The organism is bacterium (assembly GCA_035559435.1).
Taxonomy (GTDB): domain Bacteria; phylum Zixibacteria; class MSB-5A5; order WJJR01; family WJJR01; genus JACQFV01.
Genome location: DATMBC010000074.1, coordinates 1 through 26,071, shown reverse-complemented (window position 1 = coordinate 26,071; position 26,071 = coordinate 1). Strand labels below are relative to the sequence as shown.

The 26,071-nt window shown below is 65.7% G+C and carries 36 protein-coding genes; 4 read left to right on the top strand and 32 right to left on the bottom strand.

Annotated features, from left to right (window positions below; translation table 11 throughout):
- Nucleotides 1-70 precede the first annotated feature (70 nt).
- Together VNN55_09125 and djlA are read right to left on the bottom strand one after the other, a co-directional pair.
- Complete coding sequence (locus VNN55_09125; GenBank protein HWO57713.1) at nt 71-553, bottom strand: YajQ family cyclic di-GMP-binding protein; 483 nt, start codon at nt 551-553, stop codon at nt 71-73.
- Between the two features lie 53 nt (nt 554-606).
- Nucleotides 607-1,434 (bottom strand): co-chaperone DjlA, encoded by an 828-nt coding sequence (gene djlA, locus VNN55_09120; GenBank protein HWO57712.1) that lies wholly within the window; start codon nt 1,432-1,434, stop codon nt 607-609.
- A gap of 133 nt (nt 1,435-1,567) precedes the next feature.
- Between djlA and VNN55_09115 the strand changes: the two genes are divergently transcribed.
- The gene (locus VNN55_09115) at nt 1,568-2,461 is read left to right on the top strand and encodes a phosphoribosylaminoimidazolesuccinocarboxamide synthase (protein HWO57711.1); all 894 of its coding nucleotides are present in this window, start codon (nt 1,568-1,570) and stop codon (nt 2,459-2,461) included.
- Nucleotides 2,462-2,464: 3 nt separating this feature from the next.
- Here the strand turns inward: VNN55_09115 and VNN55_09110 are convergent, their stop codons facing one another.
- On the bottom strand, nt 2,465-3,709 hold the full coding sequence (locus tag VNN55_09110) for a multifunctional CCA addition/repair protein (protein ID HWO57710.1): 1,245 nt from the start codon (nt 3,707-3,709) through the stop codon (nt 2,465-2,467).
- Between the two features lie 124 nt (nt 3,710-3,833).
- Here VNN55_09110 and VNN55_09105 point away from each other — a divergent pair, with 124 nt between their 5' ends.
- Together VNN55_09105 and VNN55_09100 are read left to right on the top strand one after the other, a co-directional pair.
- Nucleotides 3,834-4,631, top strand: coding sequence for a sulfite exporter TauE/SafE family protein (locus tag VNN55_09105; protein HWO57709.1), 798 nt, complete (start codon nt 3,834-3,836; stop codon nt 4,629-4,631).
- A gap of 12 nt (nt 4,632-4,643) precedes the next feature.
- Nucleotides 4,644-4,928 (top strand): SelT/SelW/SelH family protein, encoded by a 285-nt coding sequence (locus VNN55_09100; protein ID HWO57708.1) that lies wholly within the window; start codon nt 4,644-4,646, stop codon nt 4,926-4,928.
- A 3-nt stretch (nt 4,929-4,931) separates the two neighbouring features.
- Here VNN55_09100 and VNN55_09095 read toward each other — a convergent pair whose 3' ends face one another.
- From VNN55_09095 to VNN55_09020, 16 genes are all read right to left on the bottom strand, one after another.
- Complete coding sequence (locus tag VNN55_09095) at nt 4,932-5,345, bottom strand: type IV pilin protein (protein ID HWO57707.1); 414 nt, start codon at nt 5,343-5,345, stop codon at nt 4,932-4,934.
- Nucleotides 5,342-6,448, bottom strand: coding sequence for a hypothetical protein (locus VNN55_09090; protein ID HWO57706.1), 1,107 nt, complete (start codon nt 6,446-6,448; stop codon nt 5,342-5,344). The genes VNN55_09095 and VNN55_09090 overlap by 4 nt, the downstream gene beginning before the upstream one ends.
- Nucleotides 6,449-6,590: 142 nt before the next feature.
- Nucleotides 6,591-7,271: a hypothetical protein gene (locus tag VNN55_09085; GenBank protein ID HWO57705.1), complete on the bottom strand. Its 681-nt coding sequence runs from the start codon at nt 7,269-7,271 to the stop codon at nt 6,591-6,593.
- On the bottom strand, nt 7,268-7,492 hold the full coding sequence (locus VNN55_09080; GenBank protein HWO57704.1) for a hypothetical protein: 225 nt from the start codon (nt 7,490-7,492) through the stop codon (nt 7,268-7,270). The genes VNN55_09085 and VNN55_09080 overlap by 4 nt, the downstream gene beginning before the upstream one ends.
- Nucleotides 7,489-8,442, bottom strand: coding sequence for a hypothetical protein (locus tag VNN55_09075; GenBank protein ID HWO57703.1), 954 nt, complete (start codon nt 8,440-8,442; stop codon nt 7,489-7,491). The genes VNN55_09080 and VNN55_09075 overlap by 4 nt, the downstream gene beginning before the upstream one ends.
- Nucleotides 8,426-8,617: a hypothetical protein gene (locus tag VNN55_09070; GenBank protein HWO57702.1), complete on the bottom strand. Its 192-nt coding sequence runs from the start codon at nt 8,615-8,617 to the stop codon at nt 8,426-8,428. The genes VNN55_09075 and VNN55_09070 overlap by 17 nt, the downstream gene beginning before the upstream one ends.
- A gap of 12 nt (nt 8,618-8,629) precedes the next feature.
- Entirely contained in the window at nt 8,630-10,801 is a 2,172-nt protein-coding gene (locus VNN55_09065; protein HWO57701.1) for a hypothetical protein, read from the bottom strand.
- A gap of 13 nt (nt 10,802-10,814) precedes the next feature.
- Nucleotides 10,815-12,044, bottom strand: a complete 1,230-nt coding sequence (locus tag VNN55_09060) for a phage tail protein (protein HWO57700.1) — start codon at nt 12,042-12,044, stop codon at nt 10,815-10,817.
- Entirely contained in the window at nt 12,037-13,137 is a 1,101-nt protein-coding gene (locus VNN55_09055) for a baseplate J/gp47 family protein (protein ID HWO57699.1), read from the bottom strand. The genes VNN55_09060 and VNN55_09055 overlap by 8 nt, the downstream gene beginning before the upstream one ends.
- Nucleotides 13,134-13,499 (bottom strand): GPW/gp25 family protein, encoded by a 366-nt coding sequence (locus VNN55_09050; protein ID HWO57698.1) that lies wholly within the window; start codon nt 13,497-13,499, stop codon nt 13,134-13,136. The genes VNN55_09055 and VNN55_09050 overlap by 4 nt, the downstream gene beginning before the upstream one ends.
- Nucleotides 13,484-14,920, bottom strand: coding sequence for a tail fiber domain-containing protein (locus VNN55_09045; GenBank protein ID HWO57697.1), 1,437 nt, complete (start codon nt 14,918-14,920; stop codon nt 13,484-13,486). The genes VNN55_09050 and VNN55_09045 overlap by 16 nt, the downstream gene beginning before the upstream one ends.
- Nucleotides 14,920-15,489 (bottom strand): phage baseplate assembly protein V, encoded by a 570-nt coding sequence (locus tag VNN55_09040; GenBank protein HWO57696.1) that lies wholly within the window; start codon nt 15,487-15,489, stop codon nt 14,920-14,922. Before VNN55_09040 ends, VNN55_09045 begins: the two co-directional genes overlap by 1 nt.
- Complete coding sequence (locus VNN55_09035) at nt 15,476-16,483, bottom strand: Cro/Cl family transcriptional regulator (protein HWO57695.1); 1,008 nt, start codon at nt 16,481-16,483, stop codon at nt 15,476-15,478. The genes VNN55_09040 and VNN55_09035 overlap by 14 nt, the downstream gene beginning before the upstream one ends.
- 33 nt (nt 16,484-16,516) lie before the next feature.
- The gene (locus VNN55_09030) at nt 16,517-16,738 is read right to left on the bottom strand and encodes a tail protein X (GenBank protein ID HWO57694.1); all 222 of its coding nucleotides are present in this window, start codon (nt 16,736-16,738) and stop codon (nt 16,517-16,519) included.
- A gap of 139 nt (nt 16,739-16,877) precedes the next feature.
- A complete protein-coding gene (locus VNN55_09025; protein HWO57693.1) occupies nt 16,878-17,417 on the bottom strand; it encodes a phage tail protein in 540 nt (179 codons plus the stop codon).
- Complete coding sequence (locus VNN55_09020) at nt 17,414-20,056, bottom strand: phage tail tape measure protein (GenBank protein HWO57692.1); 2,643 nt, start codon at nt 20,054-20,056, stop codon at nt 17,414-17,416. The genes VNN55_09025 and VNN55_09020 overlap by 4 nt, the downstream gene beginning before the upstream one ends.
- On the opposite strand from VNN55_09020, the gene VNN55_09015 reads away from it, so the two are divergent.
- A complete protein-coding gene (locus VNN55_09015; GenBank protein HWO57691.1) occupies nt 20,055-20,246 on the top strand; it encodes a hypothetical protein in 192 nt (63 codons plus the stop codon). The genes VNN55_09020 and VNN55_09015 overlap by 2 nt on opposite strands.
- Here VNN55_09015 and VNN55_09010 read toward each other — a convergent pair.
- From VNN55_09010 to VNN55_08950, 13 genes are all read right to left on the bottom strand, one after another.
- On the bottom strand, nt 20,221-20,340 hold the full coding sequence (locus VNN55_09010) for a GpE family phage tail protein (GenBank protein ID HWO57690.1): 120 nt from the start codon (nt 20,338-20,340) through the stop codon (nt 20,221-20,223). The genes VNN55_09015 and VNN55_09010 overlap by 26 nt on opposite strands.
- Before the next feature lie 19 nt (nt 20,341-20,359).
- Nucleotides 20,360-20,611, bottom strand: a complete 252-nt coding sequence (locus VNN55_09005) for a phage tail assembly protein (GenBank protein ID HWO57689.1) — start codon at nt 20,609-20,611, stop codon at nt 20,360-20,362.
- Nucleotides 20,612-20,643: 32 nt separating this feature from the next.
- On the bottom strand, nt 20,644-21,165 hold the full coding sequence (locus VNN55_09000) for a phage major tail tube protein (protein HWO57688.1): 522 nt from the start codon (nt 21,163-21,165) through the stop codon (nt 20,644-20,646).
- On the bottom strand, nt 21,165-22,622 hold the full coding sequence (locus VNN55_08995; GenBank protein HWO57687.1) for a phage tail sheath subtilisin-like domain-containing protein: 1,458 nt from the start codon (nt 22,620-22,622) through the stop codon (nt 21,165-21,167). The genes VNN55_09000 and VNN55_08995 overlap by 1 nt, the downstream gene beginning before the upstream one ends.
- A gap of 2 nt (nt 22,623-22,624) precedes the next feature.
- Nucleotides 22,625-22,915, bottom strand: coding sequence for a hypothetical protein (locus VNN55_08990; protein ID HWO57686.1), 291 nt, complete (start codon nt 22,913-22,915; stop codon nt 22,625-22,627).
- A 3-nt stretch (nt 22,916-22,918) separates the two neighbouring features.
- On the bottom strand, nt 22,919-23,188 hold the full coding sequence (locus VNN55_08985) for a hypothetical protein (protein HWO57685.1): 270 nt from the start codon (nt 23,186-23,188) through the stop codon (nt 22,919-22,921).
- Nucleotides 23,185-23,466 (bottom strand): hypothetical protein, encoded by a 282-nt coding sequence (locus VNN55_08980; protein HWO57684.1) that lies wholly within the window; start codon nt 23,464-23,466, stop codon nt 23,185-23,187. The genes VNN55_08985 and VNN55_08980 overlap by 4 nt, the downstream gene beginning before the upstream one ends.
- Nucleotides 23,463-23,675 carry a hypothetical protein gene (locus tag VNN55_08975; protein HWO57683.1) on the bottom strand — a complete coding sequence of 71 codons (213 nt, stop codon included), beginning with the start codon at nt 23,673-23,675 and terminating at the stop codon, nt 23,463-23,465. The genes VNN55_08980 and VNN55_08975 overlap by 4 nt, the downstream gene beginning before the upstream one ends.
- A complete protein-coding gene (locus VNN55_08970; protein HWO57682.1) occupies nt 23,672-24,196 on the bottom strand; it encodes a Gp37 family protein in 525 nt (174 codons plus the stop codon). Before VNN55_08970 ends, VNN55_08975 begins: the two co-directional genes overlap by 4 nt.
- Nucleotides 24,196-24,621, bottom strand: a complete 426-nt coding sequence (locus VNN55_08965) for a DUF1320 domain-containing protein (protein ID HWO57681.1) — start codon at nt 24,619-24,621, stop codon at nt 24,196-24,198. Before VNN55_08965 ends, VNN55_08970 begins: the two co-directional genes overlap by 1 nt.
- A gap of 3 nt (nt 24,622-24,624) precedes the next feature.
- On the bottom strand, nt 24,625-24,837 hold the full coding sequence (locus tag VNN55_08960; protein HWO57680.1) for a hypothetical protein: 213 nt from the start codon (nt 24,835-24,837) through the stop codon (nt 24,625-24,627).
- Nucleotides 24,837-25,772 carry a major capsid protein gene (locus VNN55_08955; GenBank protein HWO57679.1) on the bottom strand — a complete coding sequence of 312 codons (936 nt, stop codon included), beginning with the start codon at nt 25,770-25,772 and terminating at the stop codon, nt 24,837-24,839. The genes VNN55_08960 and VNN55_08955 overlap by 1 nt, the downstream gene beginning before the upstream one ends.
- 112 nt (nt 25,773-25,884) lie before the next feature.
- Nucleotides 25,885-26,071: capsid cement protein (locus VNN55_08950; GenBank protein HWO57678.1), on the bottom strand; the 187-nt coding region annotated here is incomplete at its 5' end.

Sequence of the window (26,071 nt, the reverse complement as noted above, 5' to 3'; positions counted from 1 at the left end):
GGTTAGAGGGGCGCGGGAAAAGCCTGGATTCCCCGCCGTACCTTGGGCCAGCAGAGTTTTCGAGCCTCCGCTAATCGCGGAAGTTGACGTATTGCAAGGGCTGTCCCAAGTCCGCCTGACGCAGCAGAGCGATCACGGCCTGGAGGTCGTCGCGTTTCTTCCCGGTGACGCGCACCTGGTCCCCCTGGATTGCAGCCTGGACTTTCAGCTTGCTGTCCTTGACCTTCCTGACGATGGTCTTGGCCAGATCGGCGTCGATCCCCTGTTTCAGGTGGACCGTCTGGCGAGCCTGCCGGCCCAAGGTTTCCGGCGGTTCCATGGCAAGGCAGCCGAGATCGACGCCGCGTTTGGCCAATTTGACCTTCAAGATGTCGACCATCTGCTGCAACTGGAACTCCGATTCGGCGGTGAGCCGGATGTCCGAACCTTGCAGTTCGTAACGGGCCGCACTGCCCTTGAAGTCGAAGCGGGTGCCGACTTCGCGGTTGGCCTGATCGACGGCATTGGTCACTTCATGCAGGTTGACTTCGGAAACGATGTCGAAGGAAGGCATGCAATTCCTCTTGATGGTCGTTGGAATTGGGAACGGAGGATTCGTTCAGCGGTTCAGAGGTTCCGCACGCGTCGGATCCTTTCGTAAGCCTTTCGGATCTCCTGGGTCTTCTCGTTCGCGAGCCGTACCGTTGCTTCCGCCATCCCTTGGGCGAGGAGTTTGTCCGGATGGTGCTGGCTCATGAGGCGGCGATAAGCGCGTTTGATTTCCTCATCGCTGGCGGACGGGGAGACTTGCAGGACCGCATAGGGATCTTCCGTGCATGGGGCGCTCTTGCGGAGAGGCGTATCGTACCCGCCGGACCGCGAGGAACGCCAGTAGGCACGGGCGAAGCGGATCGCAGCATCCTTCCGCGCCTTCATGGCGTAGAACTCGAACCGTGAGATACGGAGTTGATCACAAATCCGGACCAGCACCCGCTCTTCGTCGAGATTCATCGGGCCGTCCGCGAGGGCGGACTCGATCAGGATTTCCAGGAAGATCCTGAGCAGCGCATGGCGCCGGCGACATTCGTCATAAAATTGCTCGATCGCCCGGTATAGGGGGAAATCCACCCGCTTGCCGCGGGTAAAGAGATCGATCGCGGTGCGACGCATGGTTTCCGAAAGGGCCATACGATCCATGACGGAACGGGCCGCGGCGATCTCCGCTTTGCATACCCGACCGTCGGCACGGGCGAGGTGTCCCATCACGGAAAAGGTCGCCGTGAAGAAGGCCATTTGGACGCGACCGCGTTCCGGCGCGAAGTTCGCGCCGATGGGTAGTGCACGCCCCGTTTCCAGATCGAACTTGTGGCCAAGTAGGGCGCCCAACAAGGCCCCCAAAGGCCCGCCGACGAAAAACCCGAGCGCGCTTCCCAATACCTTACCGAACCAGCTCACGACCACACACGCCCTCTCGCCCTGCGGGCCGCACTCCGTGCGGCCAAGTTCGGTCCCGACGAACTCGTCATGCTTGCCATTAACACTCTGAACTTGGATGATTGTAAAGTTTCACGCAACGCGAATCCGCCCGATGTCCTCTCCTACCACTCTGTTCGAATCCAACCTGCCCTCGCTCCGGTTCCGTTCGCGCGGCAAGGTACGCGATCTCTATGATATCGATGAGGAGCGGATGCTGATCGTGACCACGGATCGCTTGTCCGCCTTCGACGTTATCTTACCCGATCCCATCCCTGGCAAGGGCCGCGTGTTGACCACCTTGTCGCGGTTTTGGTTCGAGCGCCTGCGCCACCTCGTGCCCAATCATCTTGCCCCGACGCCGCTCGCGGAGGTACTTCCCGATGCGGCCGAGCGCGAGCAGGTCGAAGGCCGCGCCATGGTGGTCAGGTGGTTTCGGCCGCTGCCGGTGGAAGCGGTGGTGCGCGGCTATCTCGCCGGTTCCGGGTGGAAGGCGTATCGGGAAGAAGGCGCCATCTGCGGCGTGCCCTTGCCACCCGGTCTCGCCCTCGCGGAGCGGCTGCCCGAACCGATTTTCACGCCCACCACGAAAGCCGAGCAGGGGGCCCACGACGAGAACATCGATTTCGCCACCGCGGTGGGACTTCTCGGCCGGGAGCTCGCGGAGCGGGTCCGGGAAGTGAGCCTGCGCCTGTACCGGGAGGCCGCCGCCTACGCCGAGCAACGCGGGATCCTGATCGCCGACACCAAGTTCGAGTTCGGGCTCGACGCGCAAGGCGTATTGCATTGGATCGACGAGGCATTGACCCCGGATTCCTCGCGCTTCTGGCCGGCCGATGCCTATCGGCCGGGGAGTTCTCCGCCGAGTTTCGACAAACAATTCGTGCGCGATTATCTGGAATCCCTGGGTTGGGACAAGAAACCGCCGGCGCCGCGTCTTCCCGATGAAGTGATCGTCCGCACCGCGGAGAAATACCGGGAAGCGGAGCGACGTTTGACGCAAGCGTAGGGATCAAGGGGTGGATTGCCTGTTCCATTCCGCACGCCGGGCGCGCACCGCGGCGATACGGAGCTGGCGCAGGGCTTGCCCGAATGCCGCTCCGCGAAGTCCTTGTTCGACCAGGGCATGGGTAGAGACGGCAAGGGCGCTATTCCGCGCCGCACGCAGCCAATCGGCTTGCGGGTACGGGCGCTGTTCGAAGCCGGGGCGACCCTTGGAATCGGCTTCGCAGGCGAGCAGAAAAGGCTCCAGGGAAGCGTCGTGGCGGCGGAACGCCCCGATGCGGTCGAGCAGATCCACCACGGTCGAGGCGCGCAGTTCCAGGGCACGGTGACAGATGCCGTGATAACGCATGACCTTCTCCGCCAGCCGCTGGTAAGCGTTGGGAATCCGCAGGCGCTGACACAGCGTGGTGAGTGCCGGAATCCCGAGTCGCTCGTGGCCGCGATGCCGGGGCCACTCCTCGGGCGGGGTGAGCCCCTTGCCGAGATCGTGGGTCAGAGCCGCGAAGCGGGTCACTGGGTCCGGGCTGAGTCGGGCCGCCTGGTCCAACACCAGCAGGGTGTGCACGCCGGTATCGATTTCCGGGTGGGACTCCGGCGGCTGAGGCACGCCGAACAGTCGATCGATTTCCGGAAACAACCTGGCGAGGGCGCCACAATCGCGCAGGGCGTGAAAGAAGGCGGAAGGCGTCGCCTCACTCAAAGCCTTCCCGAGTTCCGCGAAAACGCGTTCGGGGACGAGGGCATCGACTTCGCCGGCCGCGACCATGCCGCGCATTTCCGCGACGGTCTCGGGGGCGATGCGGAAGCCGAGATGGGCATAGCGGGCCAACAGACGCGCGACGCGCAGGATGCGCACGGGATCCTCGCGGAACGCCGGCGAAACATGGCGCAACCAGCGTCCTTCGAGGTCCCTGCGGCCACCGAAGGGATCGATGATCTCGCCGTCCGGGGTTTGCGCCATGGCGTTGATGGTGAGGTCGCGGCGGGCGAGATCCTGTTCCAGGGTGACTTCGGGCGAGGCATGAACCACGAAGCCGCGATAACCGGGCGCGGTCTTGCGCTCGGTGCGGGCGAGAGCATATTCCTCCTGGGTGGCGGGATGCAGGAATACCGGGAAGTCCTTGCCCACCGGGCGAAAGCCGCGGGCGATCATGCTTTCCGGGGTTTCCCCGACCACCACCCAGTCGCGTTCCCTGACCGGCAAGCCGAGGAGCGCGTCCCGGACGGCGCCTCCTACCAAGAACGCTTTCATTGAAACATTCAAGTACTCCGCGTAAACCGATTCTGCGAGCCCAGCACCGGTGGACCCTGGCTGCGCGCGGGCGAGACAGGATCCGCGCGAGGTACGGGGACGATTCCCGGATGGGGAGATCGGCATGGCTGTGACCATTTTACTGGATCTTGTCTTCGGCGCGGTGGCGGGCCTCGCCTCCGGACTGTTCGGCATCGGCGGAGGCGCCATCATCGTGCCGTTCCTGGTGTGGAGTTTGCCACGCCAGGGGGTTGCCGAAGAGGTCGTCATGATCATGGCCGTGGCGACCTCGCTCGCGACCATCGTGGTGACTTCGCTGTCTTCGGTGCGTGCCCATCAGCGCCGGGGCTTCCTGGATTGGTCACGGGTGGCCCGGTTGACGCCTGGCCTCGTGTGCGGCACGGTATTGGGATCGATCATCGCCGACCACCTGCCGACGCCGCGGTTCAAACAGCTATTCGCCCTGTTTTTGCTCGTCGTCGCCGCGCGTTTGTTCTGTTCGGAACGGGAAGAGCAAGTGGGGAATTGGAAAGATTCCAAGGTCCTCATGGTCGGCGGTGGTTTCGGGATCGGGGTACTGTCCGCCTTGTTCGGCATCGGCGGCGGAAGCCTTACGGTACCGTTCCTGCTCAAATGTGGTTCGAGCGTGCGGGAGGCGGTGGCGGTGTCCGCCGCCTGCGGTTTTCCGATCGCCGTGGTGGGAACCATTTCCTATGTGCTGTTGGGCTGGCATGGCGTAGATCCCCTGCCGCCCGGGAGTCTCGGCTATGTCCATGGCCCCGCGTTTCTGGGGATCGCCGCGGCCAGCGTGGTGACCGCACCCATGGGCGCAGCCCTCGCGCATCGGTTGCCGATGCGGGTGTTGAAGAAACTGTTCGCATTGGTGCTGTTCGGGCTGGGAATCCGCATGCTTTGGCAGTAACGAGGTGGATCCATGAACGACAAACCGATCGTGGAAATCGAATACTGCACCCAGTGTCGCTGGCTGCTGCGCGCGGCCTGGCTGGCACAGGAGCTTTTGACCACCTTCGAGGAGGAGCTGGGCGGCGTGACCTTGCTGCCGGGTCGCGGCGGGGTCTTCGAGATTCGCTGTGGTCCCACGGTGCTGTGGTCGCGACAGGCCGAGGGCCGTTTCCCGGAGGCCAAGGAAGTGAAGCAAAGATTGCGGGATCTCATTGCACCCGGGAAGGCGCTCGGGCACTCCGACGCCGGGATCTAAGACTCACCAACAATCGGTCACCGCACCGGTGCCGCTCTCTCCCTTGGTGCCGAGACTCGTCAGCGACAGGGTGCCGCAGAGGGTATCGGCCGCCTGCGGTCCCCGGGGGATCGCCTCCAGGGTGTAGCCAGTGGCGCTCACGTTGATCGCCCGGATTTGGTAATAACCCTGCTCGGACAGGGCCGGGTTGCTTGCATAGCCGAGCTGGCGAAGGTCGGCCGTGTAGGTGCGGTTGTCGAGAAAGAATTGCTCTTCGCGTGCGGCGGCTTGCAGCAAGGCGGCCTGGCCTTCGGAACGGCGGGTCCTCAAGATCTGTTGCTGATAGGAGGGATAGGCGATTCCGGCCAGCAGGGCGATGATGGCGACGGTGATCAACAATTCCAACAGGGAAAAGCCATCCAGACGAAAGGACTTCATTCTTTTTCGTACCAGAAGATGCGCTGCATCCCGGAACGGTCGACCGGGCTCGACAGGTCCGGATGCGGTGGAAGATTGCCGGCGTTGATATAAAGGTTGCCGCCCACCGCGACCACCACCGGGCTGCTCGGAATGCCGGAACCGGTGATCACCGAGCGCTCGTGCGCCGGGGTGGTGGTGTCGAAGTTGAACACGCCGCTGGCATCACGCAGGTTCACCACATAAGTGAGCGACTGTCCCTCCTGGGGGCCGCACTGGCCGGAAACGGTGCCTCCCTGGGGTACGTAAGAGCTGAAGTACACCCGATTGCGGTAGGTCACCGGGGCGGCGAGGGCTTTTTCACCGCTCGCGGAAGTTCCCAGGTTGATGTACCAGCCGGCCTTGGCGGGGTCCGCCGTCGCGGCCGGGTCGGTCAAATCGTCGAGATCGCCGGGCGTCTTCACGCTTGCCGGTGGCTCGCCGCTCACCGTGTTGCGGTCGCGGAACAGGTAGAACTGGTTGTGGATGTTGGTGTCGAGCGGGTGCTCGCGATCGCCGGAGCCGATCAGAATGGCATCGAAGCGATGGTCCCCGTCGCTGGCGGGCACGAAATCCGGACGGTGGAAGAAGCGCCGATCGGGTCGACCGGCATGGCGGCCGACGGAGAGCACCGGATTCAGTTTCCACTGCATTCGATCCGTGCCCGCGAGATCGGCGCGCCAGACGACCCCCCCGGTATCGCCCACATAGAGTCGGTCGGCGAGACCGTCGTCATCGGTATCGATGACGTTGACCTTGGACGGGATGCTGTCCCGCAACAACGCGTGTTGGTACGTGGTCACCGAAACCGGGCCGGTGCTGTCGCCGTGGATCGCTTTCCAGACCAGAGCGCCGGTCTTGGCGTCGACGATATAGATCGCGTTGCCCTCGGAATCGTCACTGCCGGGAGCGGCATTGCGGGGATTTTCCTGGCTGCGACGGTCCTTGTTGAGGTCATAACCGCCGCCGAACACGACGGCGGGCCTGCGTCCCTCCCCCCAGTTCAGCATCGTCACCACCGGATCGGAAAAGGTCAGTCCCAACTCGGGAAAGCCCGCATCGCCCTTGGCGAGGGACCACAGCATCCTGGGATCGTCGGGATCACTGGGCGTGAAAACATTGTAGGCGACACATGTTCACATTATAGGCGACTTGTTCGCATTACAGGCTACTTCGCACGGTGGCGTTTTATGGACGTGTTGCCGAAGTTGGCACTTTCATTGCTTGTCAAAAATCGTCCCATAGAACATAGGGGATTTTGCCGCCGGCTTGCAGTGCCAGAGTGACGGCGGACCAGGTCGTGGCGGCAGATACGGAGAGGGTTTTTGTACCCGTCGGGGAGGCGGTGGCGAGTTGCTGATCGGCGATGAACAGGGCTCCAGGGGCGGCGTCGGCCGTCTGCGTATGGATCATGCCGGAGGGCCAGGAGGACGCCGCGACGGTAGTGGTACCCGCCCATAGGCACACCAGGAGATCGTCGCTCCTGGACGGTGTGACCGAAGGAGCCGGCCAGGAGGATTGCGAACCGCCGGCGTCGCTGTTGGCGGAGGCATCGATTGCAGATGCCGGGTTGCTCCCGCGGAACGCCCGCGCGATGGCGTTCGCCGCCCAGGAAAGGCCGCTGCTGCGGCTGAAGTTCAGGGTGTAGCTGACGGATTCGCCTGCCACCGCGAACTTGTAGAACACGGCGAGCCGCGACCGGTTGCTGCCGCCATATCCCACCGAGCCCGATGGGACCGGCGTGAACCCCGACGGGGTAGATATGCCAGCGTCACTGCCGAACACTCCGGCATCGAGAGTGACCGCGAGCAGGATGAGGTCGCCCTCGATCACCCCGGATGGGACCGGAACCGCCATAGACGAAGAACTACCGTTGGCGACGCTCGTGGCGCCGACGACGATCGTCACGACTCAGCCCCCACGATTTCCCCGGTGCTCGGATCGATGTTGCGATACTCCTCGGGAGGAGGCAGGGTGCCATCCGGCAAGCCAAGCAGCCGCCGCCACGCGAGGTTGAATTTGCGCGGATCGGCGGCGACGCGCGCCCATTGTTCCGGCGTTCCCCCCTGTGCCAGGAAAGCCCTTTCGATCCCGGCCCGCACAGCCCGTGCGCGTTCCAGCGCGTTCACGCCGCCCCCACCTTCGCCAGGGTCTGGGTCATGGTGGTACCGTCGAAGTAGATCGATAGGATCGATTCGCCATTCGCGGCCGAGTGAATCGGCGGAGGGGAACTGGCGCCGAGCCAGCGCGAGGAGGAGAGTCCGGACCAGGTGACCGTGCGGCCTCCGGTCGCATCCTGCTTGATGCGGATGGTGTAGTTGCCGACCGACGCGCCGGTCGTGCTGATCGTGAGCGTGGCATTGGCGGTCAGCGTGATGCGCTGCTTCTGTCCGTTCGCCAGACTGATGGTCTTGGAAGTGCCGCTGTTGCCGTTGTCGTACTCCGCCTGGAATCCCACCGTTTTGACGCCTGAAATCGCGTTGCCGGAGAGCCCCAGGCTTCCTGTTAGGTTGCCGCCGGACAAGGGCAGAGCGCCCACCTGTGCGGCCGTGGTGGCATGCGGGTTGGAAGTGCTGCCGGCATGGGCGGCGGCGGAAGCCAGCTGCGCGGCGTGCGAGGCGAGCGTCGAGGCGACGGCCGCGAGCGTCGTGGCCGGCGCGTCGTACCAATTGGCAGCTCCGGTGATGGCCTTGATGCGGTTGGCCAGCCGTCCGAACCATTGCGTCAGGGTGCCGATGTTGCCGGTGGGCACGAGCGACGGATCGGCGGTGCGGTTGCCGATGTGCGTGTCGGTGACCTGGTCCGGGGCGTCGAGGATCCGGTCGACCTGTACCTGCGACGCCAGCTCGACGATGTGGTCGATCTGGTATTGCAAGGTCTCCAAGGCCGGTAGCAGCGCCTCGTTGATGCGAAGCAGCCCCTGATCGGTGAGGATCCGGACCGCCTCCTCCCAGGAGGCCTTGATCTCCTCCAAGGCAACGATACGGAGGTCGATGTCGCGCAGGACGCGGTTGAACGTATCCTCGGACAGCGGCGTGACGCCGTCCCGGAAGCGGTACTTCTCAAACCGGCTCGGCATGGGCGATGGACTCTGCGAACCGTTTCACCAGGTCGCCCCTCAGGATGACGTCCCAGCCCGGATACAGGGCGAGGTCGCCGACCACGATTTTCTCTTTCAGTTCCACCCGGAACTGACCCTCGTCTTCGATGGCCGTCAGGTCGAATCCGGGTTCGGGCTTCTGCGTCTTGGGCATGTCGTCCTCCTATCAGGCCGCCACGTCGATCCGCTCGACCACCGCGAACGGCTGACTCGTGGCATTGCGGGTGCCGCTCAGCTTGATCTCGTAGCTGGTCGAGGCCGGAATGGTGAATGTATAGCTGAAGCGTTTGGCGCCGTCCTCGTCGGTGATCACCGTGGTCGAGGGGGAAACTTCGTTGGTCCCTCCGGTGACGATCCGGGGCGTCAGAGTATGATTGGCGTTGTCCCAATGCGCCACCAGCAGCTTGAGGGTGACCGAGGTGGTGGAAGCGACGCTTCTGGCGGTGGACCAGTGCTGGAAGCTCGTGGCCGGCCTGCTGACCTGGATGGCATCGTTGGTCAGCACGAAGGCGGGTGCGAGATCGCTCGTCCCGAGCAGCACCGCGCGCAGGTTCACCAGGTTCGGGGCGCCAGACAACCGCAAGACCGGATCCCCCAATTCGTACCAGGCGCCGGAGCCGGACGGCTGGATCTCGTAGCGCAGTTCGCAGCCCTCCGGCACCACCTGCCGGGCCGTGATCGCGAGGTCCGTGAGGCCGCCCGAGAGCGAAACCGACTGCAACTGCACCTCGGTTCGGACGCGGCCGAACTTGGCGCCGTAGACCGTGAACATCAGATCCTTGGTCAGGTCGCCGACGAAGTAATCGCCGTCCGAGCCGTAGAACAGTGTGCCCTGGGTATACTCGTTGCCGGACACCGTCGCCACCCGGTGATCGCCCTGGGTGATCAGGGCGAGGGCGTAGCGCTTGCCGCCTTCCAGGAGAACGTGAGGAACGTCGATCACGGTCTCGCTGGGGTAGGCTTTGATGCTGGACCGGGGCAGGGTCACCGAGGTGACGACCTTCTGCAGGTTTGGCTTGCCGCCGTCGGTCTCGCAGACGATCACCTGCACATCGCCCGAGGCGCCGATCTGGGCGAAGAAAAGCCCCAGCCGGGTCAGCCACATGGCATTCGCGACCAGGAACGTCTGCGCCACGATCGCGCCGTTGTAGTTGCTGGTGGTGACCTCATCGATGTACTGCGTAATCTCGCGCCGCACGAAATACCCAAGGTACGGCAGCAGCCAGTGATGGTTCGGCCCGAACTTCCACCACAGATAGCGGACGAACCAGCGGGCCAGGAAATTGCCGTGCCAGCCGTACTTCTGTTCCCAGGTCGCCACCACCTGTTGCCGAATGGTATGGGTCTGCACCTGGTACTGGCTCAGCGACAGATCCCCGGCATAGCCCTGGGTCTGGATGCGTGGCACGTGCGTGTAAGCCGGCAGCACCACGTTCTGGCTGGATACTTTCACCGAGGCATCGATCGGATTGAACAGGGCGAGGTTCGCCTGTGCCGCGGCCGCGAACGGGAAGAGGAGACCGTAGTTGATCCGCGCCGAATAACCGGCGTGGGCCTCGTTGCTCTTGGAGTTGTCGGCGAACACGTCGGACTGATAGCTGCTGTAGCTCGACGGCAGTTGCAGCTTCTCCTTGACGGTCGCGAGGTCGGCCGCGAGCTCGATGAACATCTCGCGGTCCGCCTTGGACGAGGATTTCTGCGCCAGCGCGGCGAGGTCGGTGGCGATCGAGGAAATGCGCGGTTCGGCGGCCGATTTCCACACCTCGATGCCGTGGAGCCTTTGCTCGTGATCGTAGCCGTTGGGCAATCGCGACTGGCTCTGCATCTCGATCCGCTCGATCCCGGCCGGCGTGAGGTAGACGTAGGCGACGGCCAGCGTGCCGGTCTGCACCACCGGCGGCTGAGGATCGGCCGACTCCTGTCCGGGCAACGGGTTCACCTCGCATTTGCGGATCCGCAGCATGGCCACGGCCTGCGGCTCGGTCGCCCCGGTCTGGAGATCCACCAGGAAGTCGCGCGGCTCGACGTTGGTGTCCACATCCTGGCCCCACACCACGATGGCGACCACCTTCTTGGTCACGAGCGGCAGGTACTGGAACAGGTTGATCGGCACCTCTTGTTCCGAAACGTACACCGACCCGCCGTTGTAATAGCGCCCCGATTGGACCTCGACCTCGGTCGCCGAGACGGCACTCACGGCGAAGCCGACATAATGCTTCTGATCGCTGATGCCGTCTGCGACCACATGGTCGAGGGAGCCGCGCACATACTCCTGCAGGTTGTTGGGATCGACGGCCTGGAACTCCTGGCGGTCGCGGAAGATGACGGTTTTTTCCATGAGAGTTCCTCAGTCAACGGGAAACGATCTGTCCGGCCACGACGGCGCCGCTCCTCACAGCGTACCCGGAGCGGAGTTTCTGGTGGGTGTGCGTATCGAGCCACACCCGATCGCGATACGAGACGGCCAGGCGCAGCGCGCCGCGACCACGCTCCAGGCGCGATGGAATGCGCGGTGCCCAATAGCCTGTAGCGAAACGGCCCAGCAACCGCGGCGACTTCCGCGCCGGCATGGAGACCTGGAGCTCGGCCGTATAGGCCGGCATGCCGAGCTTCATGGCGCCGACGTGGGTCGAGCGACCGCGGCGCAGTACGGGGACGTCCGGATCGAACAGATGGAACCGGCGGTAGAGCCGGTCGCGGGCGCCGTTGTCGGCGAGATGGCCGCGCACGAAGCGCCCGAGCATCACCCCGTGTTCGATCCAGCGCTCGGCCACCGGAGTCCAGCGGATGTCGATCGGATCGAGTCCCGGCAGCGCGGTGCGCTGGTGCAGTTCTTCGTCGAAATCGAGATAAGGCCGATCGAGGCGCACTTCGAACAACCGGCCGCCGGCCTCGTTCGTGACCAGGTACGAGCGTGGGATGAGCCGCCCCGGATAGGTGCCGAATCCCCCGTGTCCCGGCCTCCGGATCGTCGCCCACAGGAGCGCCAGGGCGCTCGCGCGGCGGATCTCCCGCACCAGGGTCGTGACCGGGGACTCCGTCCCGGCAGTCTCCCGCACGAAGGCGCGCCAGCCGATCCGTAGCACGGCGTCGGTGACGGTCGGGTAGTGCCGGCCGGAGAGAAACGCCGCGTCGCAATAGAAGCCGTAGGGAAGCCGCACTCCGCGGTTGCGGTAGCGGAACAGCCTGAGTTGTGGGTAGCGGGCGAGGAATGCGTCACGTTCGGCGCGGGTGAGCGTCGGTGCGCAGTACACCTTCGCGGGCGGCGTGATGGCGCGCAGGATCGAAAGCCCCACGCGCGACCCCGCCCAAGCGAGCCCGGCCAGCGTGCCCTTGAGCCGGTGGTAGGCGACGGCACTCTTGATCAGGGCGCGCCTTTCGAGGTCGGTCGAGACCGTGTCCCAGCCTTCCAGCCCCATGACGTGGAACTGATCGGCGAGGTGCGGCAGCGCCGAGGGGACGACGTGGTCGACGAGATAGACCAGGAGCGCCGACCGGTCGAGCCGGGAGATCCGCTCGATCAGGGGATCGATAGCGAGGCCGCGTTCATCGCGGAGGGAGGGTTGCAGGAGTTCAGCCATCGGCGTACCCCGCGAACGTCACTTCCACACTTTCCGCGTCGGGCCACTCGTCCGGCCGCAATTCCCCATAAGCCGGCGCCTCCAGCTCGACCCGGTAGACCCCGCGAATCTTCTGCGCGCGCTCGATCCATTGCGAGGGTACGAGATCGCGCCCGAGCGAGGCGCGGAGTTCCGCCGCGAATCCCTCGAGGCCCGCGCGCACGCCCTGGACCACCGCGGCCTCCGAACCGCCGGCATAGGCATGGACGCGCACCGAAACGGCATACGGCACGCGGGTGGGAGGGAGCACCGTGACCCAGTCGGTCAGCGGCCGCACCTTCTCCCGGTTCAGCGCCACCCGCACCCGGTCGAGCAGCGCCGCATCCGGCAGGCCCGTCGCGAGCAGCGGATACACGTTCACCCGCCCAGGCTCGGGCGAGGTGATGCCGACATCGACGATCGCTTGACTCACCGACAATACGTGCCAGCGGTAGGCCAGTTCCGGACCGGCCACGGCAAAGCGTTCCGGCGCCAGTTTGATACGCATCCTCAAGCGCTCGTCGTCCTCGGTGAGGAGACCGCCGTAAGTGGTGCTGAGATTCGTGACGGAGATGCCGGCCAAGGGGACGTCGATCAGTTCCGTAATACCCCCCGGCAGAATGCCATTGGCAGCGACGCCGGAGTTCGTCGCGGTGGCGGCGACTTCGGCTGCGGTCCCGCCGGCTGGGATCACGGCCTCGGCGTCGGTCGCGAACTCGGCGTCGCCGCCCGCGACGCGCGTGCCTTTGGGGATCGCGAAGGCGGCCGCGGCCGGTTCCTCGAGCGTGAAGCGAAGCGTGGTGCGGGCGGGTTGGGCCTGGAGCCGCGTCACGCCCACCAATTCCCCGAGATAATCCAGCATCGGGGCACGACTGAAGTTCACCAGGTTGAGCTTGGCCGCCTCTTGGATGCCGATCCGCACCAGGGACTCTCGGTAGGCGATGAGATCGATCAGGAGCCGCTCCACCTGGGCCGGATAGAGCGTCTTGCCGGTCATGGTTTCCCAGCCGGCGATGAGATCCTGGGTGACCTGTTGCGGATCGCGATCGATGAACTGCGGTTCCGGCAGGCTCACAGCGGCACCTCCGTGGTCCGAGTCTCGGCCTCGATGCCGCGGAAGCGCCAGTCGATCTCGAGCGTGACCTGAGCGAGGCCCCAGGTCGGCCGGATCGAGACCAACTCCACCCGCGGCTCCCACAGCAGGATGGCGTCGGCGATTTCCGCAATCAAATAAGGTGTGGCTTCCACTTCGGGCCGGTCGATATACTGCAGGAGATCGGCGCCGAACTCGGGGCGATGCGGATCGCTGCCCTTGGGCGTGGTGAGAATGATGCGGATCGCCTGATCGATGTCGCGATGATCCAGGACGACGGCGCCGGATTCCCCGAGGGCCGGCTGCCAGTTGCGGGAGCGGATCGAATTCAGCGCGACGGCCACGGCCTGGCCTCCAGCGCCTGGAGGCGCGCGTCGAGCTCCTTGACGGCCTGCAAGGACAGCACCGCCAGGCGGCCGTAATCGATCCCCTTGCTCGCCGGGATGCCGTCTACGCCCCCCATGGGAAACACCGCCTCGGGGAACACCGCCTCGACCTCCTCGGCGATGCACCCGGCATGCACCTTGGGATCATCACCCTGGCTATAGCGGAACCGCACCGGCCGGATCGCCCGCACCTTCTCCAGGCCACTCTCCAGCGGAGTCACGTCGGTCTTCACGTCCCGCGCGGAATTCACGGTGAATGCGCTGGCGTTGATCGGTTTGTAGACCGTGGCGCTACGGTCCGTTACGTAGACGGCGCCGCTTTGCTGCAACTTGCAGGAGGATGCCGCCACCTCGACCCGTCCGGCGTCGCTGCTGAATGTGCAGGTCAAGCCTCCCTGGTTGGGGACATGGACTTCCGCCGCATAGAAAAGATTGTTGACGTCGCCGTTGGCATTGGCCGCCCCGATCTGCGCCGGGGTCGGATAGGGATGTCTGTGATCGCTCCGGGACACCGTGGTGGCCGTGCCCGGACTCTGCGATGACCCGAGCGCCTGCGCCGAAGATCCGAAGCCGGTGATGGCGTTGGCCGGGTGACTGGTCGCCATGGCACCGACCTGCGCGGCCGTGGTCGCGTGCGGATTGTTGGTGGCGTTGATGTGCGTGTTCGTCGCCGCGAGCGTGGTCGGCGGCGCGTCGTACCAGTTCGTCGTACCGGTGACGGCCTTGACGCGGTTCGCGAACCAGGAAAGGAAACTCGTCAGGGTTCCGGTGTTGCCGGTGGGCACCAGGGACGGATCGGCGGTGCGGTTGCCGATCAGAGTGTCGGTCACACTGCCGGCGCTGTTGGCGATCGCGCCGACCTGGGCCGCGGTCGGGTACGGATGGACGTGGTCGGAACGTGCGACCGTGGTGGCCACGCCCGGACTCTGCAATGACCCGAGCGCCTGCGCCGAAGATCCGAAGCCGGTGATGGCGTTGGCCGGGTGACTGGTCGCCATGGCGCCGACCTGCGCGGCCGTGGTCGCGTGCGGGTTATTGGTGGCATCCACGTGTGTTTTGGTGGCCGTCAGCGTGATATCGGGCGCTTCCGTGGCCGATGCTTTTCCGGTAATGGCCTTGAGCGCTGTGGCCGTGTCGTGCAGCGAGATGGCCGGCTGCGCCGTCGAGTCGGCCTCGCCCAGCACCGCCTTCAAACTGGCATCCGTCTGGTGCAGGTCGATGTCGGGCACGGCGAACTGATCCGCGGATCCCAGCATGGCCCGGATCTGGTTCGTCACCTGCTCCAGGTGCATCGACGGCGGATCCAGCCAGCCCGGTTGGCCGGTGACGACCTGCAACATGCTCTTGGCGTTGGCGATGAACTGCTTGAGGCTCGCCATCAGATGTCGATGTCCCCATCGATGTGGGTGAGTCCCGATAGGGTAATGTCGGGGGCGGAGACGGTGACAGTAATTCCCGTTACGCTCGCGGACTGCGTCTCGGCCGTGAGGGTCGTGGCCTGGGCCTGTACGGTCTCGGCCTCGACGCGGACTTGCTGGGCTTCGACCTTCACCTCTTGCGATCGGACGATCACCGTCCCCTGCATATGGGTGAGGTCGAGCAGCAGTTCGTGCTGGTCCTTGCGGTAGCGCAGGATCGAGCCGTCCTCGAACACGATCCCGAACCAGTGCTCGTCCCAGCCGTTGGGCGCAGGGTCGGGCCGGGAGTAGATCGCCCCGATCACGGTGCCGTCCTCGAGGTGCTCGTCCAGGATGCACACCACCTGCTCGCCCGGCTCGACCATCCAGTACGCCCTGTCCTTCAGGGTCTTGGGCTGGGCCAGAGAGAGCCAATGCGACACCAGCCGGTCCTGATCCGGAAACTCCACCTTGACCCGCGAGCGGCGCGGGTCGATCTTGCGGACGATGCCGTAGCGCAGATGCGCGATCTTGGGATTAGGCGGAGACACGGTAGAGCTCCGCTTCCGATTCGTAGCCGCCCTGTCGATCCAGGCGGTGGCTGGAATCGGTCACGTGATACTTGCCGTCGAGCCGGTAGAGCCCCTGCAATACCAGATTGATCCCGGCCACGAGCCGGGTATCGCCGACCACGGTGATCGACCCCGCGATCTGGCGCTTGTCCTTCAGGTGCAGGTGGGACTCCGCCTTCTTCTTGGCGATGCCGCGCTCCTTGGCGCGTTTCAACAGGGCGTGGGTGTCGCCGGTCTTGATGCCGTCCCGGTCGTCGCGATCCTGGATCAGCTTCTTGAGATCCGGGTCGAGATACGAGACGCGAGCCTCCGGATAGGTGGCTTCCGCCTTCTCGCGCAGGGTGAAATGCTTGAGATCGAGGCGCCGGTAGGTGAGTGCCGGCGCGGCCGCCTCCAGGTCGGCCACGCGATGGAAATCGAGGAACTTGCCGCGCGCCGAGAAGGCATAGCCGAAATCCTCCGCCAGCCGCACCAGGAACGGCAGATCCTTCTCGTGATTTTGTGTCACCCGGTCGAGCGCGATCGGCTCGATGTCGCCGCGCACGGTGAGGCCGTTGCGCGCCGCGACTTCCTCCACGATGCCCTTGAGGGTCTTGCCGTCGTAGCCGGCCGAGCGATGGGTCCGGAGCTTCGGCGTGATGATCGTCGCCAGGGCCTTGATGCGCACCGTATCCGGCACGCCGTCGAACTCGATCTCGTCGAGCTCGAATGATCCACAGCGGAGCCGGCGGCCGTCGGCGTACCCGATCTCCACCTCGAGCCAGGCGGAGACGTCCGGATACCAGGCGCTCTTCCAGCGATGCTCGCGGTCCTCGGCCGTGATCTCCACCTCGTCCGACTGGCCGTGCTCGTGGTCGGTGTAGGTGAGGTGGGTCACGTAGGGCGTGATGTCCGCGGTGATGTCACGGCTGTTGTAGATCACCTTGTAGACCGGATCCTCGACCGGGGTTTCGAGGCCGAAATCAGCGGCCATGGGTGCTTCTTGTCCGCATTGCAGGCGACTTGGTCAGCGCTTCCACGGCGGCAGACTCTCGATCGAGGGGGTGATCTCGGCGCGTTCCAGCACCGGAATCGAAAGTGCGAGACCCGATTCCAGCACCGGCTCGATCGGCACGTGGGGATTCGCCGCGACGATCGGCTCGTAGCGGAAAGGATCGCCGTAGAAGCGGTAGGCGAGTAGGTCCCATCGGTCCCCGGCCTTCGTGACATAGGACAGGTAAACGCTCACGCAGCCCTCCCTGGCGCCGTGGTCCAGCCCGCACATCCCAGTGCGGGCGTTCGCGGAGCTGCGGCATGCCACCGGCATGCCGGTCTCCTCTCACCCCATCGGTCCCCGGCCTTCGTGACATAGGACAGGTAGGCGGCCATCAGGCGATCACCGCTCCGCTCTGGCGGGTCATGCCGGCGAGAGTGTTCGGAATCGTCCCGGTCGCAGGGGCGTTCTGGGTCACCGCGGGGCCGTTCTCGACCAGCCCCAGCGCCTGGCCGACGGCGGACTGGGCGAGCCCGGCGAGGAGCGAGGCGGACGTGGGCTCTGCCCACTCGCGCAACTGGATCTGCAATTGCATCAGATAGATGTTGCCGAGCTTGTCGGTATGTTCGAGCGTGCGGCTCAACTCCTCGATGACGAAACGGCCCTCGAAAGTGCCGTTGGCGAAGAACAGGGCCATGGCCTGGTGGCGCTCGGCGGCCCGCTTCAACTTCTCGAACTCGGCCTTGGGGTCGCAGTAACGCATGTGGAGCTGCGCCACCATGGTGCGCGTCTCCAGCTCGTCCCCGGTCCATTGCAGATGACTCTTGCCCTCGATGATGTCGTGGCTGGCGTAGGCGTAACGGTAGCCGGCCTCGAAGCCGTTGACCCAGGTGATGAGGTCCAGGCGCACCGTGCCGAGTTGCAGGTAACTCACCAGGAATACCCCGTGCGCGACTGGCCGTGGCGGGACTGCCGCGCCACCCGCTCGAACTCCCGCAGCGACAGTTGCAGCGCCTCCTCGACCTGGGCGCGGACCTTGCCGGGATCGTCCGCCCCCTGTACATGAATGGTCGGGCGGAAGTGGATCACCACGGCCCCGCCTTCCTGCCGGAGTCGGCGGGCGGTCGGCAAGCCGGGAATCCGCGTGCCCCGCACCGAAGCCGGCACCTCCACGGCCGGGACCCGGGGCAGCACCGGGGCGGCGAGGGCCGGCACCGAAAGCTCCGGGATCGCCGCTGCAGCCAGGATCCCGGCAGCCTGCGTGATTCGCCGAACACCGCCCAGCATTCCCTGTTCGAGCCCGGCGGCGAGAGCCCCGCCCAGATCCGCAAATACCCGCGAGGGCGAGCGGATGCCGAGCAGCGACTTGAAATGACCGACGATCTCACCGCCCAGTTCCCCCAGTCCGGCTTTCAACCGGCTCCAGCCGGAGCGGATGCCGGCCAGGAGACCGTCGATCATTTGTCCGCCGAGGGCAAGGAATTTGCCTGGCAATTCGCCGAACCATTGCACCATCTCGACGCCCTTGCGGAGCACGGCGGCGAGCGCTAGGCCGAATCGCTTCCCCATCGCCTCGGCGGCCCCACCCACGTCCTCGACTGGCCGGAACAATGCCTTGAGCCATTGCCAGACGGATCGCAACGCCGACACCAGGGGCGAAAACAGGGAGGCCAGGGGAACGAGTGCGGACCGCGCGAGTGCACCCAGCGGCCGGAATGCCTCGGAAACTCCCCGCAAGCCTTCCTGCAAGCCGCTCCACACGCCACGGAAGAACCCGGAGATCGGTTGCCAGTATTTCATGACGACTATCGCCCCGCCCGCCAAGAGTAGACCGACCGGATTCAGCAGTACCGCCCGGGAGAGCCACAGCACGGCCTGCCCAGCGACGCGCAAGGCCGCAACCAGCGCCCCTCCTACGGTCGCGGCCGCGGCGCGGGCGGCGGTCCCGATGCGCCCGAGATGCCAGCCGAGCGCCTTCAGAGGCGACCCGGAGTTGGCGATCTCGCGCAGCCGGACGAGGAGTCCGCCGGCGGCCCCGGCCGCCTGCGTCATCCCGCCGAGGATCGATTGCAGGCTGCGCGTTTGCAGCACGAGCGAGGCCGTGAGCCATGCGCCCCGGAGCGCCCGCAAGCGCCCGATCAGTCCCCAAGCCCCCATGCTCAGGAGATGTGCTGCGGCACGGGCGGCGAGGCTGCCGGCCTTGAAGATGAGCAGCGCGGCGGCCGTCTTGCCGAGGATCGCCACCAGTTGCGGGTGCTCTCGCGCCCAGTCGGCCACCGCGATGATCATCGGCTTGATGGCTTCGAGCACTTCATTCAGCGCGGGGAGCAGCACCGCACCCAGGGTGATGCCGAGTTCGGTCGCCGTATTGCCGAGCAGTTGCAGGTGGTTGGCCGAGGTCTTCGCCCGCGCCGCAAACTCCTTGCTCATCGAGCCTTCCGCCCGCGGCAGCACCGCCAGGGCATCGCTGTAGGTCTTGACGGATCCGGCGAGCACCGCCACGTCGTCGGCATACTCGAGACCGAACAGGTCCACCAGGATGCCGGTGCGCTCGGCGGCCGGCACCCGCTCCAGGGTCTTCAGGAATCCGAGCAGTGCGCCCTGGGCATCCATGGCGATGGCCCGCTTGAGCTGGGTCGCGCTCATCCCCATGCCGCCTAGCGCTTTCTGGAAATCCTTGCTTTGTTTGTCCGCGGTGGCGAGTTTCGTGAGCATGGCGTTGATGGCCATGCCCGCGACCTCCGGCGGCTTGCCCAGGGCGATGAGTGCGCTGGACAGGGCCGCGGCCTGGTCCGCCGATAGCCCGAACTGCTTGGCCACGCCGCCGACGCGGGCGAGCGCGTTGACGATGTCGCGCGCCTTGGCCGGGGATTCGTTGGAGAGTTGGTTGACGGCGTCGCCGAGGCGGCCGATCTGCGTGATCGGGATGTTGTAGACGTTGGCGAGCTTGGCCATGGCGTCGCCCGCGTCCTCGGCCGACATGTCGAACGCCACCGCCATCTTCGCCACTTCCTCGGTGAAGGCCGGGATGTCCCTGAGCGCCACGCCGAGCTCTCCGCCGGAGGCGGCGATCCGCGCCAGCTCCGTGGTGGCGAGCGGGAGACTGCGGCTCATCCGGATCAGGGTGTCGCCGAGACGGGTGATCTCGGCGTCGGAACCATCCACCACCTTGCGCACATCGGCCATGGCCGATTCGAACGAGATGGCGGACCGGACCGGCGCCGCCAGAGACATCGCCAGCCCCGCCGTCGAGGCGGCCTGCCCCCACAACTCGCCGATCGCCTGGCGATGCAGGGCTACCCTGGCTTGCGCTCTTTCGATCCCGGAGAGGGTCTGGGACACCCGTTCGATGGATCGGCCCAGGCGGTCGTAGCGAGCTTTCAGTCCATCGACCGGCGCTCCCCACAACCGCATCCTGGCCATCTCGCCCCCGAGGGCCACCTGCGCCGAGCGAGCCTGGGCGGTGACCGCCTTGAGACGCTCGACATTCTGCCCGAGGGACTGCAGTGCTCCGTGCGCCGCCCCCGCCGAGGCCGTGATCAGGATTCCAAGGGTTACGGAGGATCCGGCCATGTGCTATCGTGCCAAGATGCTTGGAGTGATTTTGCTACTGATTGCCTATTTCCTGTCCGCGCTGGTGATCCTCTCGACCGGTGGCGGTCCGTCCGCGGCCTTGTTGGGGGGATTGTTGTTCCTGCCTGTGACGGGACCGATCGTCGTGGCGATCGTGGCGCCGTTCATCGCGTTTTTGTCTCCCGATTGATCTGCTCCGCCGCGAGCTCGCACCACTTCAAAAAATCCAGCATCTCGAGCCGGTCGATCTCCGACGGCGGGAAGCGGAACCAGCGGGCGAGCATCGCCGCACCCTGCCAGAGATCAGCCTCCGTCACCCACCAGGTCGCGAAACGTGTCCTGGAGGCGCTTGTAGTCCGCCACCAGGAGTTCGTCCAGATCCTCCGGCACCAGGCCTACGAGGAGCGCGAGCAGGGCGACTTCCTGCTCGGCCGCCGTGCCGCCGGTGCGTTGGGCGGCCTTCAAGTCCTTGACCCGCGGCGGCCGCACCGTGAGCTCCTTCAAAAGCCGGCCATCGCCGGTCTTGAGGGGTTCGGACAGGGGGATGGTGGTCATGTCAGCAGCTCCTCCAGCAGTCGCGTTTCATCTCAGCCCCCGATGTTCGCCCGGTAGGTGGCCAGGAGATCCTGCCCGTCCGCCTTGTAGATGTTGGCGAAGGCGTCGAACTCCAGCACCTCGGCGCCGTCCACCACCAGCTTGATGTAGGACACCGCCATGCCGTTCTCGATCTCGACGTTTTCGTGCTGCTTGTAGTTGCCGGCCGGGATGGAATCGAACTGGCCGAGGAGATGCGCCACCACCGCCACCTCGGCGACCCGCCCGGCGCTGGAATAGGTCTCCAGGCTGCCGCGCACCTGCACGGCCACCGCCTTGAACGGGTTGGCCGCCTTGCCCAGCACCTCGCGGTAGAACGAACTCCACTTGAACTTGGCCTCCATCTTCTCGATGCCGGACCAGGCCTCGATGGTGCCGACCATGCCGAGCGCCTTGTGTTCGGCGAACTTGTGCGTCACCTTGGGCAATTCCACTTCCATGGCCCGCCCAAGGAAGGACGAACCGTCCAGGTAGACGTTGGCGTTGGTGAGCCGGTTGATTTCGATCTTGGCCATCAGCGGTTACCTCCCAATTGCGACAGCAGGTTGATGTCGATGAAGCTCTCGAAGGTGACGCGCTCGAGGGGCGGCGGCGGCATGAAGGTGATATCGAAGGTGAGATGTCCCAGCGCGATTTCCGTGACCGGGTTCTTCGCCTTGTCCCACCAGCACTTGCCGTCGATGAGCGCGCCCCGCATGACGAGCGTGCGCAGGAACAGGTTGACCGATTCGGTGATGGCGTCGATCAAGGCATCGGTGATCGGCTGATCGAGAAACTGCAGCATCGAGTACTCGATCGACTCGTGGATCACGTCGGCGGTGCGGCGGATGTTGATGAAGTTCCTGGGATGCGTGTTCGAAGGCCAGGCCGCGGAGCGGTTGCCCCAGGTGCGGAGGCCCGAGCCGAAGGCGTTGAACACGGTGACGATGCCGGCCTCGTTCAGGAGGTTGGTCTCCGTGGTCGGGTCGTTGATCATCGCCGTGAGCGGCAGTTCCACCCCGACGATGCCCTTGATCTCCTGGTTCGAGGCCGACCACCAATAGCCCCGCTCCTGGTCGGTCGCGGCGATGCGGCCGGCGAGCCGCGGCGAGAAGGGCTCCAGGATCTCGCTGTCGGTCGCGCCGTCGTAGACCTTGAGGTGCGGGTAGCAGAGCACCATGCGGTCGGAAGAGTAGTTGAAGTTGATCGCCCCCGACGGGCCGCGGCCGGTGATCGCCTGCTGCACGGTGGTGCCGACCGGGGCGTCCACCAGGGCGATGGCGCGCAGCTTTCCGGCCAAGACGTTCAACTCCGTGGCCACCGCGTTCGCGGTCGAGTAGCCGGGCGCGATCAGGATCTTGGGGAAGAACCCGAGTTCCTGGTAGGCGTTGAGGAGCGCCTGCATGCCGGTGCGGTTGCCGGCTCCGTCGACCGTGCCGATGATGTCGGCGTTGAGGGCTTTCGACGGATCCAGCCAGGAATACGAGACCTTCACGCTCTGGCCCGAGGCGATGGCGCCGCCTGCTTTGCGGGTGATCGTGCCGTTGGCGGCGTCCAGGGTGTAGTCGGTATTGAGCACATAGACAGGCGTGCCGCTCGTGTGCTTGACGACGACGTTCGAAACCTGCGGGTGGGCGAGCTGGGCCCGGTCGGTCGCGGCGTCGAACGTCTTGGCCTCGTCGGTCACGGCCGTGGTGTCGGTAGCCGGGTCGAGGACGTTGACCACCACGCAGATCGGGCCATTGCCCTGGTCGAAGATCGCGTCGAGCGCCCGCGGGATGGTGAAGCCGGCGCGGTTCTGGCCGAAGTAGCGCTCGGCGTCGCGGTCGTTGGTGACGAGCCGGATCCGGTTCAGGGTGCGGTCGGCGGGATCGACGTCCAGCATCGGCGCGGTGCCGACCAGGCCGATCACGGCAGTCTTGACGCCGCGGATCGGACGCGGACCCTTCTCGATCTCGATGGTTTCGACGCCGTGCAGGAAATTGGCGGGCATAGTCAGTCTCCCTGTTCAAAACGCTCGATGCCGGCGGTGGTGATGCGCACGTGCACCGATTTGTGATCGATCAATCCAGCCTCGGCCAGATAGGCAAGGGCAAACTCGGCCTCGGCGGGATCGTGTCCCAGGGCGTGGGTGAGGTCGCGCACGTAGACCGTCCGATTGACGCGCCTGGCCGCGTACAGATGGGCCAGCATCGCCTGGCGGATCACCTGCTGGCGACGGATGAAATCCTCGTCACGCAGCGCCGCCTCATGAGCCTCTTCACCGCGCGGAAAAGGGGCGGGCATGGCTCAAACTCCTTGCTGGGTTTCGCCCCGCTCGGCGAGCAGGCGGGTGAGTCGTTCATGCTCGGCGGCCAGGCGATCGAGCGCTTTGCGCACCTGGCCGATGCCTTGACCGATGTTCATGAGGTCGAGGACCGAGCCCTTCCATTCGAACCAGACGCATGCCGAGCCCCGCGCGGCTTCGGCGGCCTCGCGCACGCGCACGGTCTGCCGCTCGATCTCGAAGTGCAGGTCGTAGAGCCTGGCCTTGCGCACGGTGACATCGAGCTCGCTCATGCTCCGTCTCCCAAGGTTTCGAGATAAGCCTTCAGCCGCTCGCGTTCGGCGGACAGCGCCTTCAGTTCATCGCGGGCGCGCACGCCTTCGGCGGCGATCAACGCCACCTGATCGAGCAGCAACCCGGCGTTGAGCGCCTCGAAATCCGGCGCGGTCACGGACGCATGGGCGAGCGCGGCCTCGCGCACCCGCCGCGCCGCTCCGATGATGACCGGCGCAAGCGCCCGCATGTGCCTCTCGAGATCATACATACGGGCCTTGGCTTGATCGGTGTTCATGGCTTCTCCTGCTGGGCGCTGTCCGCCTTGTCCGCTTTCTGGGCGACTTTCGGCGCCGGCAGGGGCAGCAAAAACCCCTTCGCCACGAGCGTCCGGATATAGTCGTTGTCCTCCGGCAGGTCGACCTCGGCGCCGGGATGGAAGTTGACATCGAGGCCGCCCGGCAGGGTGACGCTCGCCACCGGCCCCTGGTAACGGAATCGTTTCATGGCGGAAACTCCTCGTAGGTGATGCTGCCGTCCGGATGTTTGATCGTCTCGGTGCGCTCGAAGCCGTCCTCGGTGGTGATGTGCTTCAGGATCGGCCCGGCGTCGGGCTCCTCGTCCTCCAGCACCAGGGTGCGGCCGGAAAAAGTGAGTTCATAGGTCCACAGTCCCGCGCTCTGATCCAGGAAGCGGTCGCCGACGATCCTGGACTTGTCGCAGTCCGGCATCTTCCAGCCGATCACGGCCTGGCGCACGGCATCGAGCGTCGGCACCGCGCCGGCGCCATCGTGGAGCCCGCGCATGAGGACCGCGACGCTCACCTCGACGCTGCGCTCCTGGGCCATGATCTCGGTGTCGACCGGAGCGCCGTAGTGACTGCGGACGTACCCCACCAGGAGCGCGCCCCTGGGGTGGTTCAACCGGTACTCGGAGGGACGCTCCGGGTAGAGTTCCACCGCGAGATGCGGAAAAGCCCCGGCGAGCCGCTTCACCACCGCCTCCAACAGGGCCAGGGTGGAGGCCATCAGAGCGCACCCTCGTCCATCACCCGGCCCGGGGCAAGGAACGAGGGGCTGCCGACGGTCGGAGTCGACTCCCCCGTAGGCAACCCCAGGCTGATCGTGCCGTCGGCGAGACTCTTCAGGAGCTTCATGGCGTTGTCGCAGCCGCGCCGCACCGCCTCGGGAAAATCCATGCCCTCGGGCCTGCGGCCGTACAACCAGCAGCGGGTGAGATCGATCGTGAGGTTGCGCAACACCGTCGGCACGGTCGCAAGCGGCAGGGCGTAACGGCCGCGCAGATGGGCGTCGATCAATTCCTCGGCGTAGGCCACCGCCTGTTCCACCACCGTCCAGTCCGGGCCGGCGGCGTGCGGATCGTCGCTGGAGAGTTGTCGCAGGGTGTCCGGCGGGATCGCGGCCTCGATGTCGGCTTGGGAGACGTAGCGCACGGCTTACTTCCGTTTCCGGCCCGTCCCGGCAGCACCCGGGACGGGACTGCGAGGGTCGGTGGCGTCCATGTCACCCATTCGTGGGTATTCTTCGGCGGCGGGGCGCACCGCGCCCAGCGCGAGGAGCGCTTCCGGATGCTCGACCTCGATCACCTCACCCGGCGCGAGGCGCCGGCCGTCGTGATCGAGGCTATCGATCAGGACCTCGACTTTCATTACGCGACCGCGTTCTGGAACAGGAACCCGGCCTCGGCGCCCGCCAACACCGCGCTCATGGCGTCGCGCACCGGATACATCCAGCTCAGCTTGGCGGGGTTGTACCACGGCGTTTCCACCACCGGGAAATTGCGCAGCCGGTAGGTGTAGCCATAGGAAGGCACCCTGCGCGAGGCGATGCCCGAAAGGTTGGTGTAGGCGAGGATCGCGTCCTTGCCCCAGACGTCCACCATGACACCGTCGGCATCCTGGTAGACGGCATCCCCGGACACCACCCGCTGCACCCCGAACAGGCTGGCGAGGAGCTCCGCGGTCGGCACGTCGCGGCCGGTGTATTTGATGCGGTCGATGATCTTCGGGTGCTGCTTCAGGGCGGCGAACACCTTCGGCCCCAGCACCAGGGTGTTGGGCCGCATCACCACCTGGCCGCGGATCGCCTCTTTCGCGTCCTCGATCGCCTTGATCGGATCGGAGGACGGATCGGACCATTGGCTGGCACCGGATAGCGTCGCCTTGTTGCTCGCGGCGTAGAGCGCGGCGTTGCGGGCCAGGGTCGCCTGCTCGACTTCGAGCTTGATCGCGATGATGTCCTGCACCGAGCGCACCGCGTCGCTCCCCAGATCGATGCCGGGCTGTTGCGAGGCCTCCTCGAGGTCCTCGACCGGGACCAGCCCGGCGATGGCGTGATCCGCCAGGGCATAGGACTGGCCGGCATAGCCGAACTGGATCACGGCGACGTCCGAGCCCGGTGCGCGGGCGGTGTTGTAGAGCCGGAAATGCTCCTTGCCGAACTGGAGGATCTTGCCGCCGCGCAACCCGACCGGCACGACCGGGAAGAGCGCATTGCCGATGTAGGCGGCGTTCTGGTAACCGCGCGCGACCTCGGTGAGGATCGGATCGATCACGCGGGCCTGGGCGGGGGTCATCTGGGGCATGGGTCTGTCTCCTGAATGCCTCTACGACGTCCGGTAAACGGGTTTACCGAGGTTTACCGGCAATGGATAAGGGATAGGTAGCTGGTCGGCGAAAAAACGCTCACAGAGCTTCTCACGCGCTCGGCAGCAAAAGCACCTCGATGCGCTGCCCGGCGGCGGTCGCACCCGTCAGGGCGATGCCCACCTTGGTGCCGGTGTCGTAGGCCAGCGCCCGGCCATCGGCGCCCGACTTCACGGCGCTCCCGGCGCTGATGGCACCTCCCGCCTCGACGATCGCCGTGCCCAGCAGATCGGCGGGG

What these genes read in the sequence shown, in the direction of transcription:
- VNN55_09125 (HWO57713.1), bottom strand. Translation starts at nt 553, where the DNA reads ATGCCTTCCTTCGACATCGTTTCCGAAGTCAACCTGCATGAAGTGACC.
- VNN55_09115 (HWO57711.1), top strand. Translation starts at nt 1,568, where the DNA reads ATGTCCTCTCCTACCACTCTGTTCGAATCCAACCTGCCCTCGCTCCGG.
- VNN55_09110 (HWO57710.1), bottom strand. Translation starts at nt 3,709, where the DNA reads ATGAAAGCGTTCTTGGTAGGAGGCGCCGTCCGGGACGCGCTCCTCGGC.
- VNN55_09105 (HWO57709.1), top strand. Translation starts at nt 3,834, where the DNA reads ATGGCTGTGACCATTTTACTGGATCTTGTCTTCGGCGCGGTGGCGGGC.
- VNN55_09100 (HWO57708.1), top strand. Translation starts at nt 4,644, where the DNA reads ATGAACGACAAACCGATCGTGGAAATCGAATACTGCACCCAGTGTCGC.
- VNN55_09095 (HWO57707.1), bottom strand. Translation starts at nt 5,345, where the DNA reads ATGAAGTCCTTTCGTCTGGATGGCTTTTCCCTGTTGGAATTGTTGATC.
- VNN55_09090 (HWO57706.1), bottom strand. Translation starts at nt 6,448, where the DNA reads ATGCTGTGGTCCCTCGCCAAGGGCGATGCGGGCTTTCCCGAGTTGGGA.
- VNN55_09075 (HWO57703.1), bottom strand. Translation starts at nt 8,442, where the DNA reads ATGCCGAGCCGGTTTGAGAAGTACCGCTTCCGGGACGGCGTCACGCCG.
- VNN55_09070 (HWO57702.1), bottom strand. Translation starts at nt 8,617, where the DNA reads ATGCCCAAGACGCAGAAGCCCGAACCCGGATTCGACCTGACGGCCATC.
- VNN55_09065 (HWO57701.1), bottom strand. Translation starts at nt 10,801, where the DNA reads ATGGAAAAAACCGTCATCTTCCGCGACCGCCAGGAGTTCCAGGCCGTC.
- VNN55_09060 (HWO57700.1), bottom strand. Translation starts at nt 12,044, where the DNA reads ATGGCTGAACTCCTGCAACCCTCCCTCCGCGATGAACGCGGCCTCGCT.
- VNN55_09045 (HWO57697.1), bottom strand. Translation starts at nt 14,920, where the DNA reads ATGGCGAGCCTCAAGCAGTTCATCGCCAACGCCAAGAGCATGTTGCAG.
- VNN55_09035 (HWO57695.1), bottom strand. Translation starts at nt 16,483, where the DNA reads ATGGCCGCTGATTTCGGCCTCGAAACCCCGGTCGAGGATCCGGTCTAC.
- VNN55_09015 (HWO57691.1), top strand. Translation starts at nt 20,055, where the DNA reads ATGTGCTATCGTGCCAAGATGCTTGGAGTGATTTTGCTACTGATTGCC.
- VNN55_09020 (HWO57692.1), bottom strand. Translation starts at nt 20,056, where the DNA reads ATGGCCGGATCCTCCGTAACCCTTGGAATCCTGATCACGGCCTCGGCG.
- VNN55_09010 (HWO57690.1), bottom strand. Translation starts at nt 20,340, where the DNA reads ATGCTCGCCCGCTGGTTCCGCTTCCCGCCGTCGGAGATCGACCGGCTC.
- VNN55_09005 (HWO57689.1), bottom strand. Translation starts at nt 20,611, where the DNA reads ATGACCACCATCCCCCTGTCCGAACCCCTCAAGACCGGCGATGGCCGG.
- VNN55_09000 (HWO57688.1), bottom strand. Translation starts at nt 21,165, where the DNA reads ATGGCCAAGATCGAAATCAACCGGCTCACCAACGCCAACGTCTACCTG.
- VNN55_08995 (HWO57687.1), bottom strand. Translation starts at nt 22,622, where the DNA reads ATGCCCGCCAATTTCCTGCACGGCGTCGAAACCATCGAGATCGAGAAG.
- VNN55_08990 (HWO57686.1), bottom strand. Translation starts at nt 22,915, where the DNA reads ATGCCCGCCCCTTTTCCGCGCGGTGAAGAGGCTCATGAGGCGGCGCTG.
- VNN55_08985 (HWO57685.1), bottom strand. Translation starts at nt 23,188, where the DNA reads ATGAGCGAGCTCGATGTCACCGTGCGCAAGGCCAGGCTCTACGACCTG.
- VNN55_08980 (HWO57684.1), bottom strand. Translation starts at nt 23,466, where the DNA reads ATGAACACCGATCAAGCCAAGGCCCGTATGTATGATCTCGAGAGGCAC.
- VNN55_08975 (HWO57683.1), bottom strand. Translation starts at nt 23,675, where the DNA reads ATGAAACGATTCCGTTACCAGGGGCCGGTGGCGAGCGTCACCCTGCCG.
- VNN55_08970 (HWO57682.1), bottom strand. Translation starts at nt 24,196, where the DNA reads ATGGCCTCCACCCTGGCCCTGTTGGAGGCGGTGGTGAAGCGGCTCGCC.
- VNN55_08960 (HWO57680.1), bottom strand. Translation starts at nt 24,837, where the DNA reads ATGAAAGTCGAGGTCCTGATCGATAGCCTCGATCACGACGGCCGGCGC.
- VNN55_08955 (HWO57679.1), bottom strand. Translation starts at nt 25,772, where the DNA reads ATGCCCCAGATGACCCCCGCCCAGGCCCGCGTGATCGATCCGATCCTC.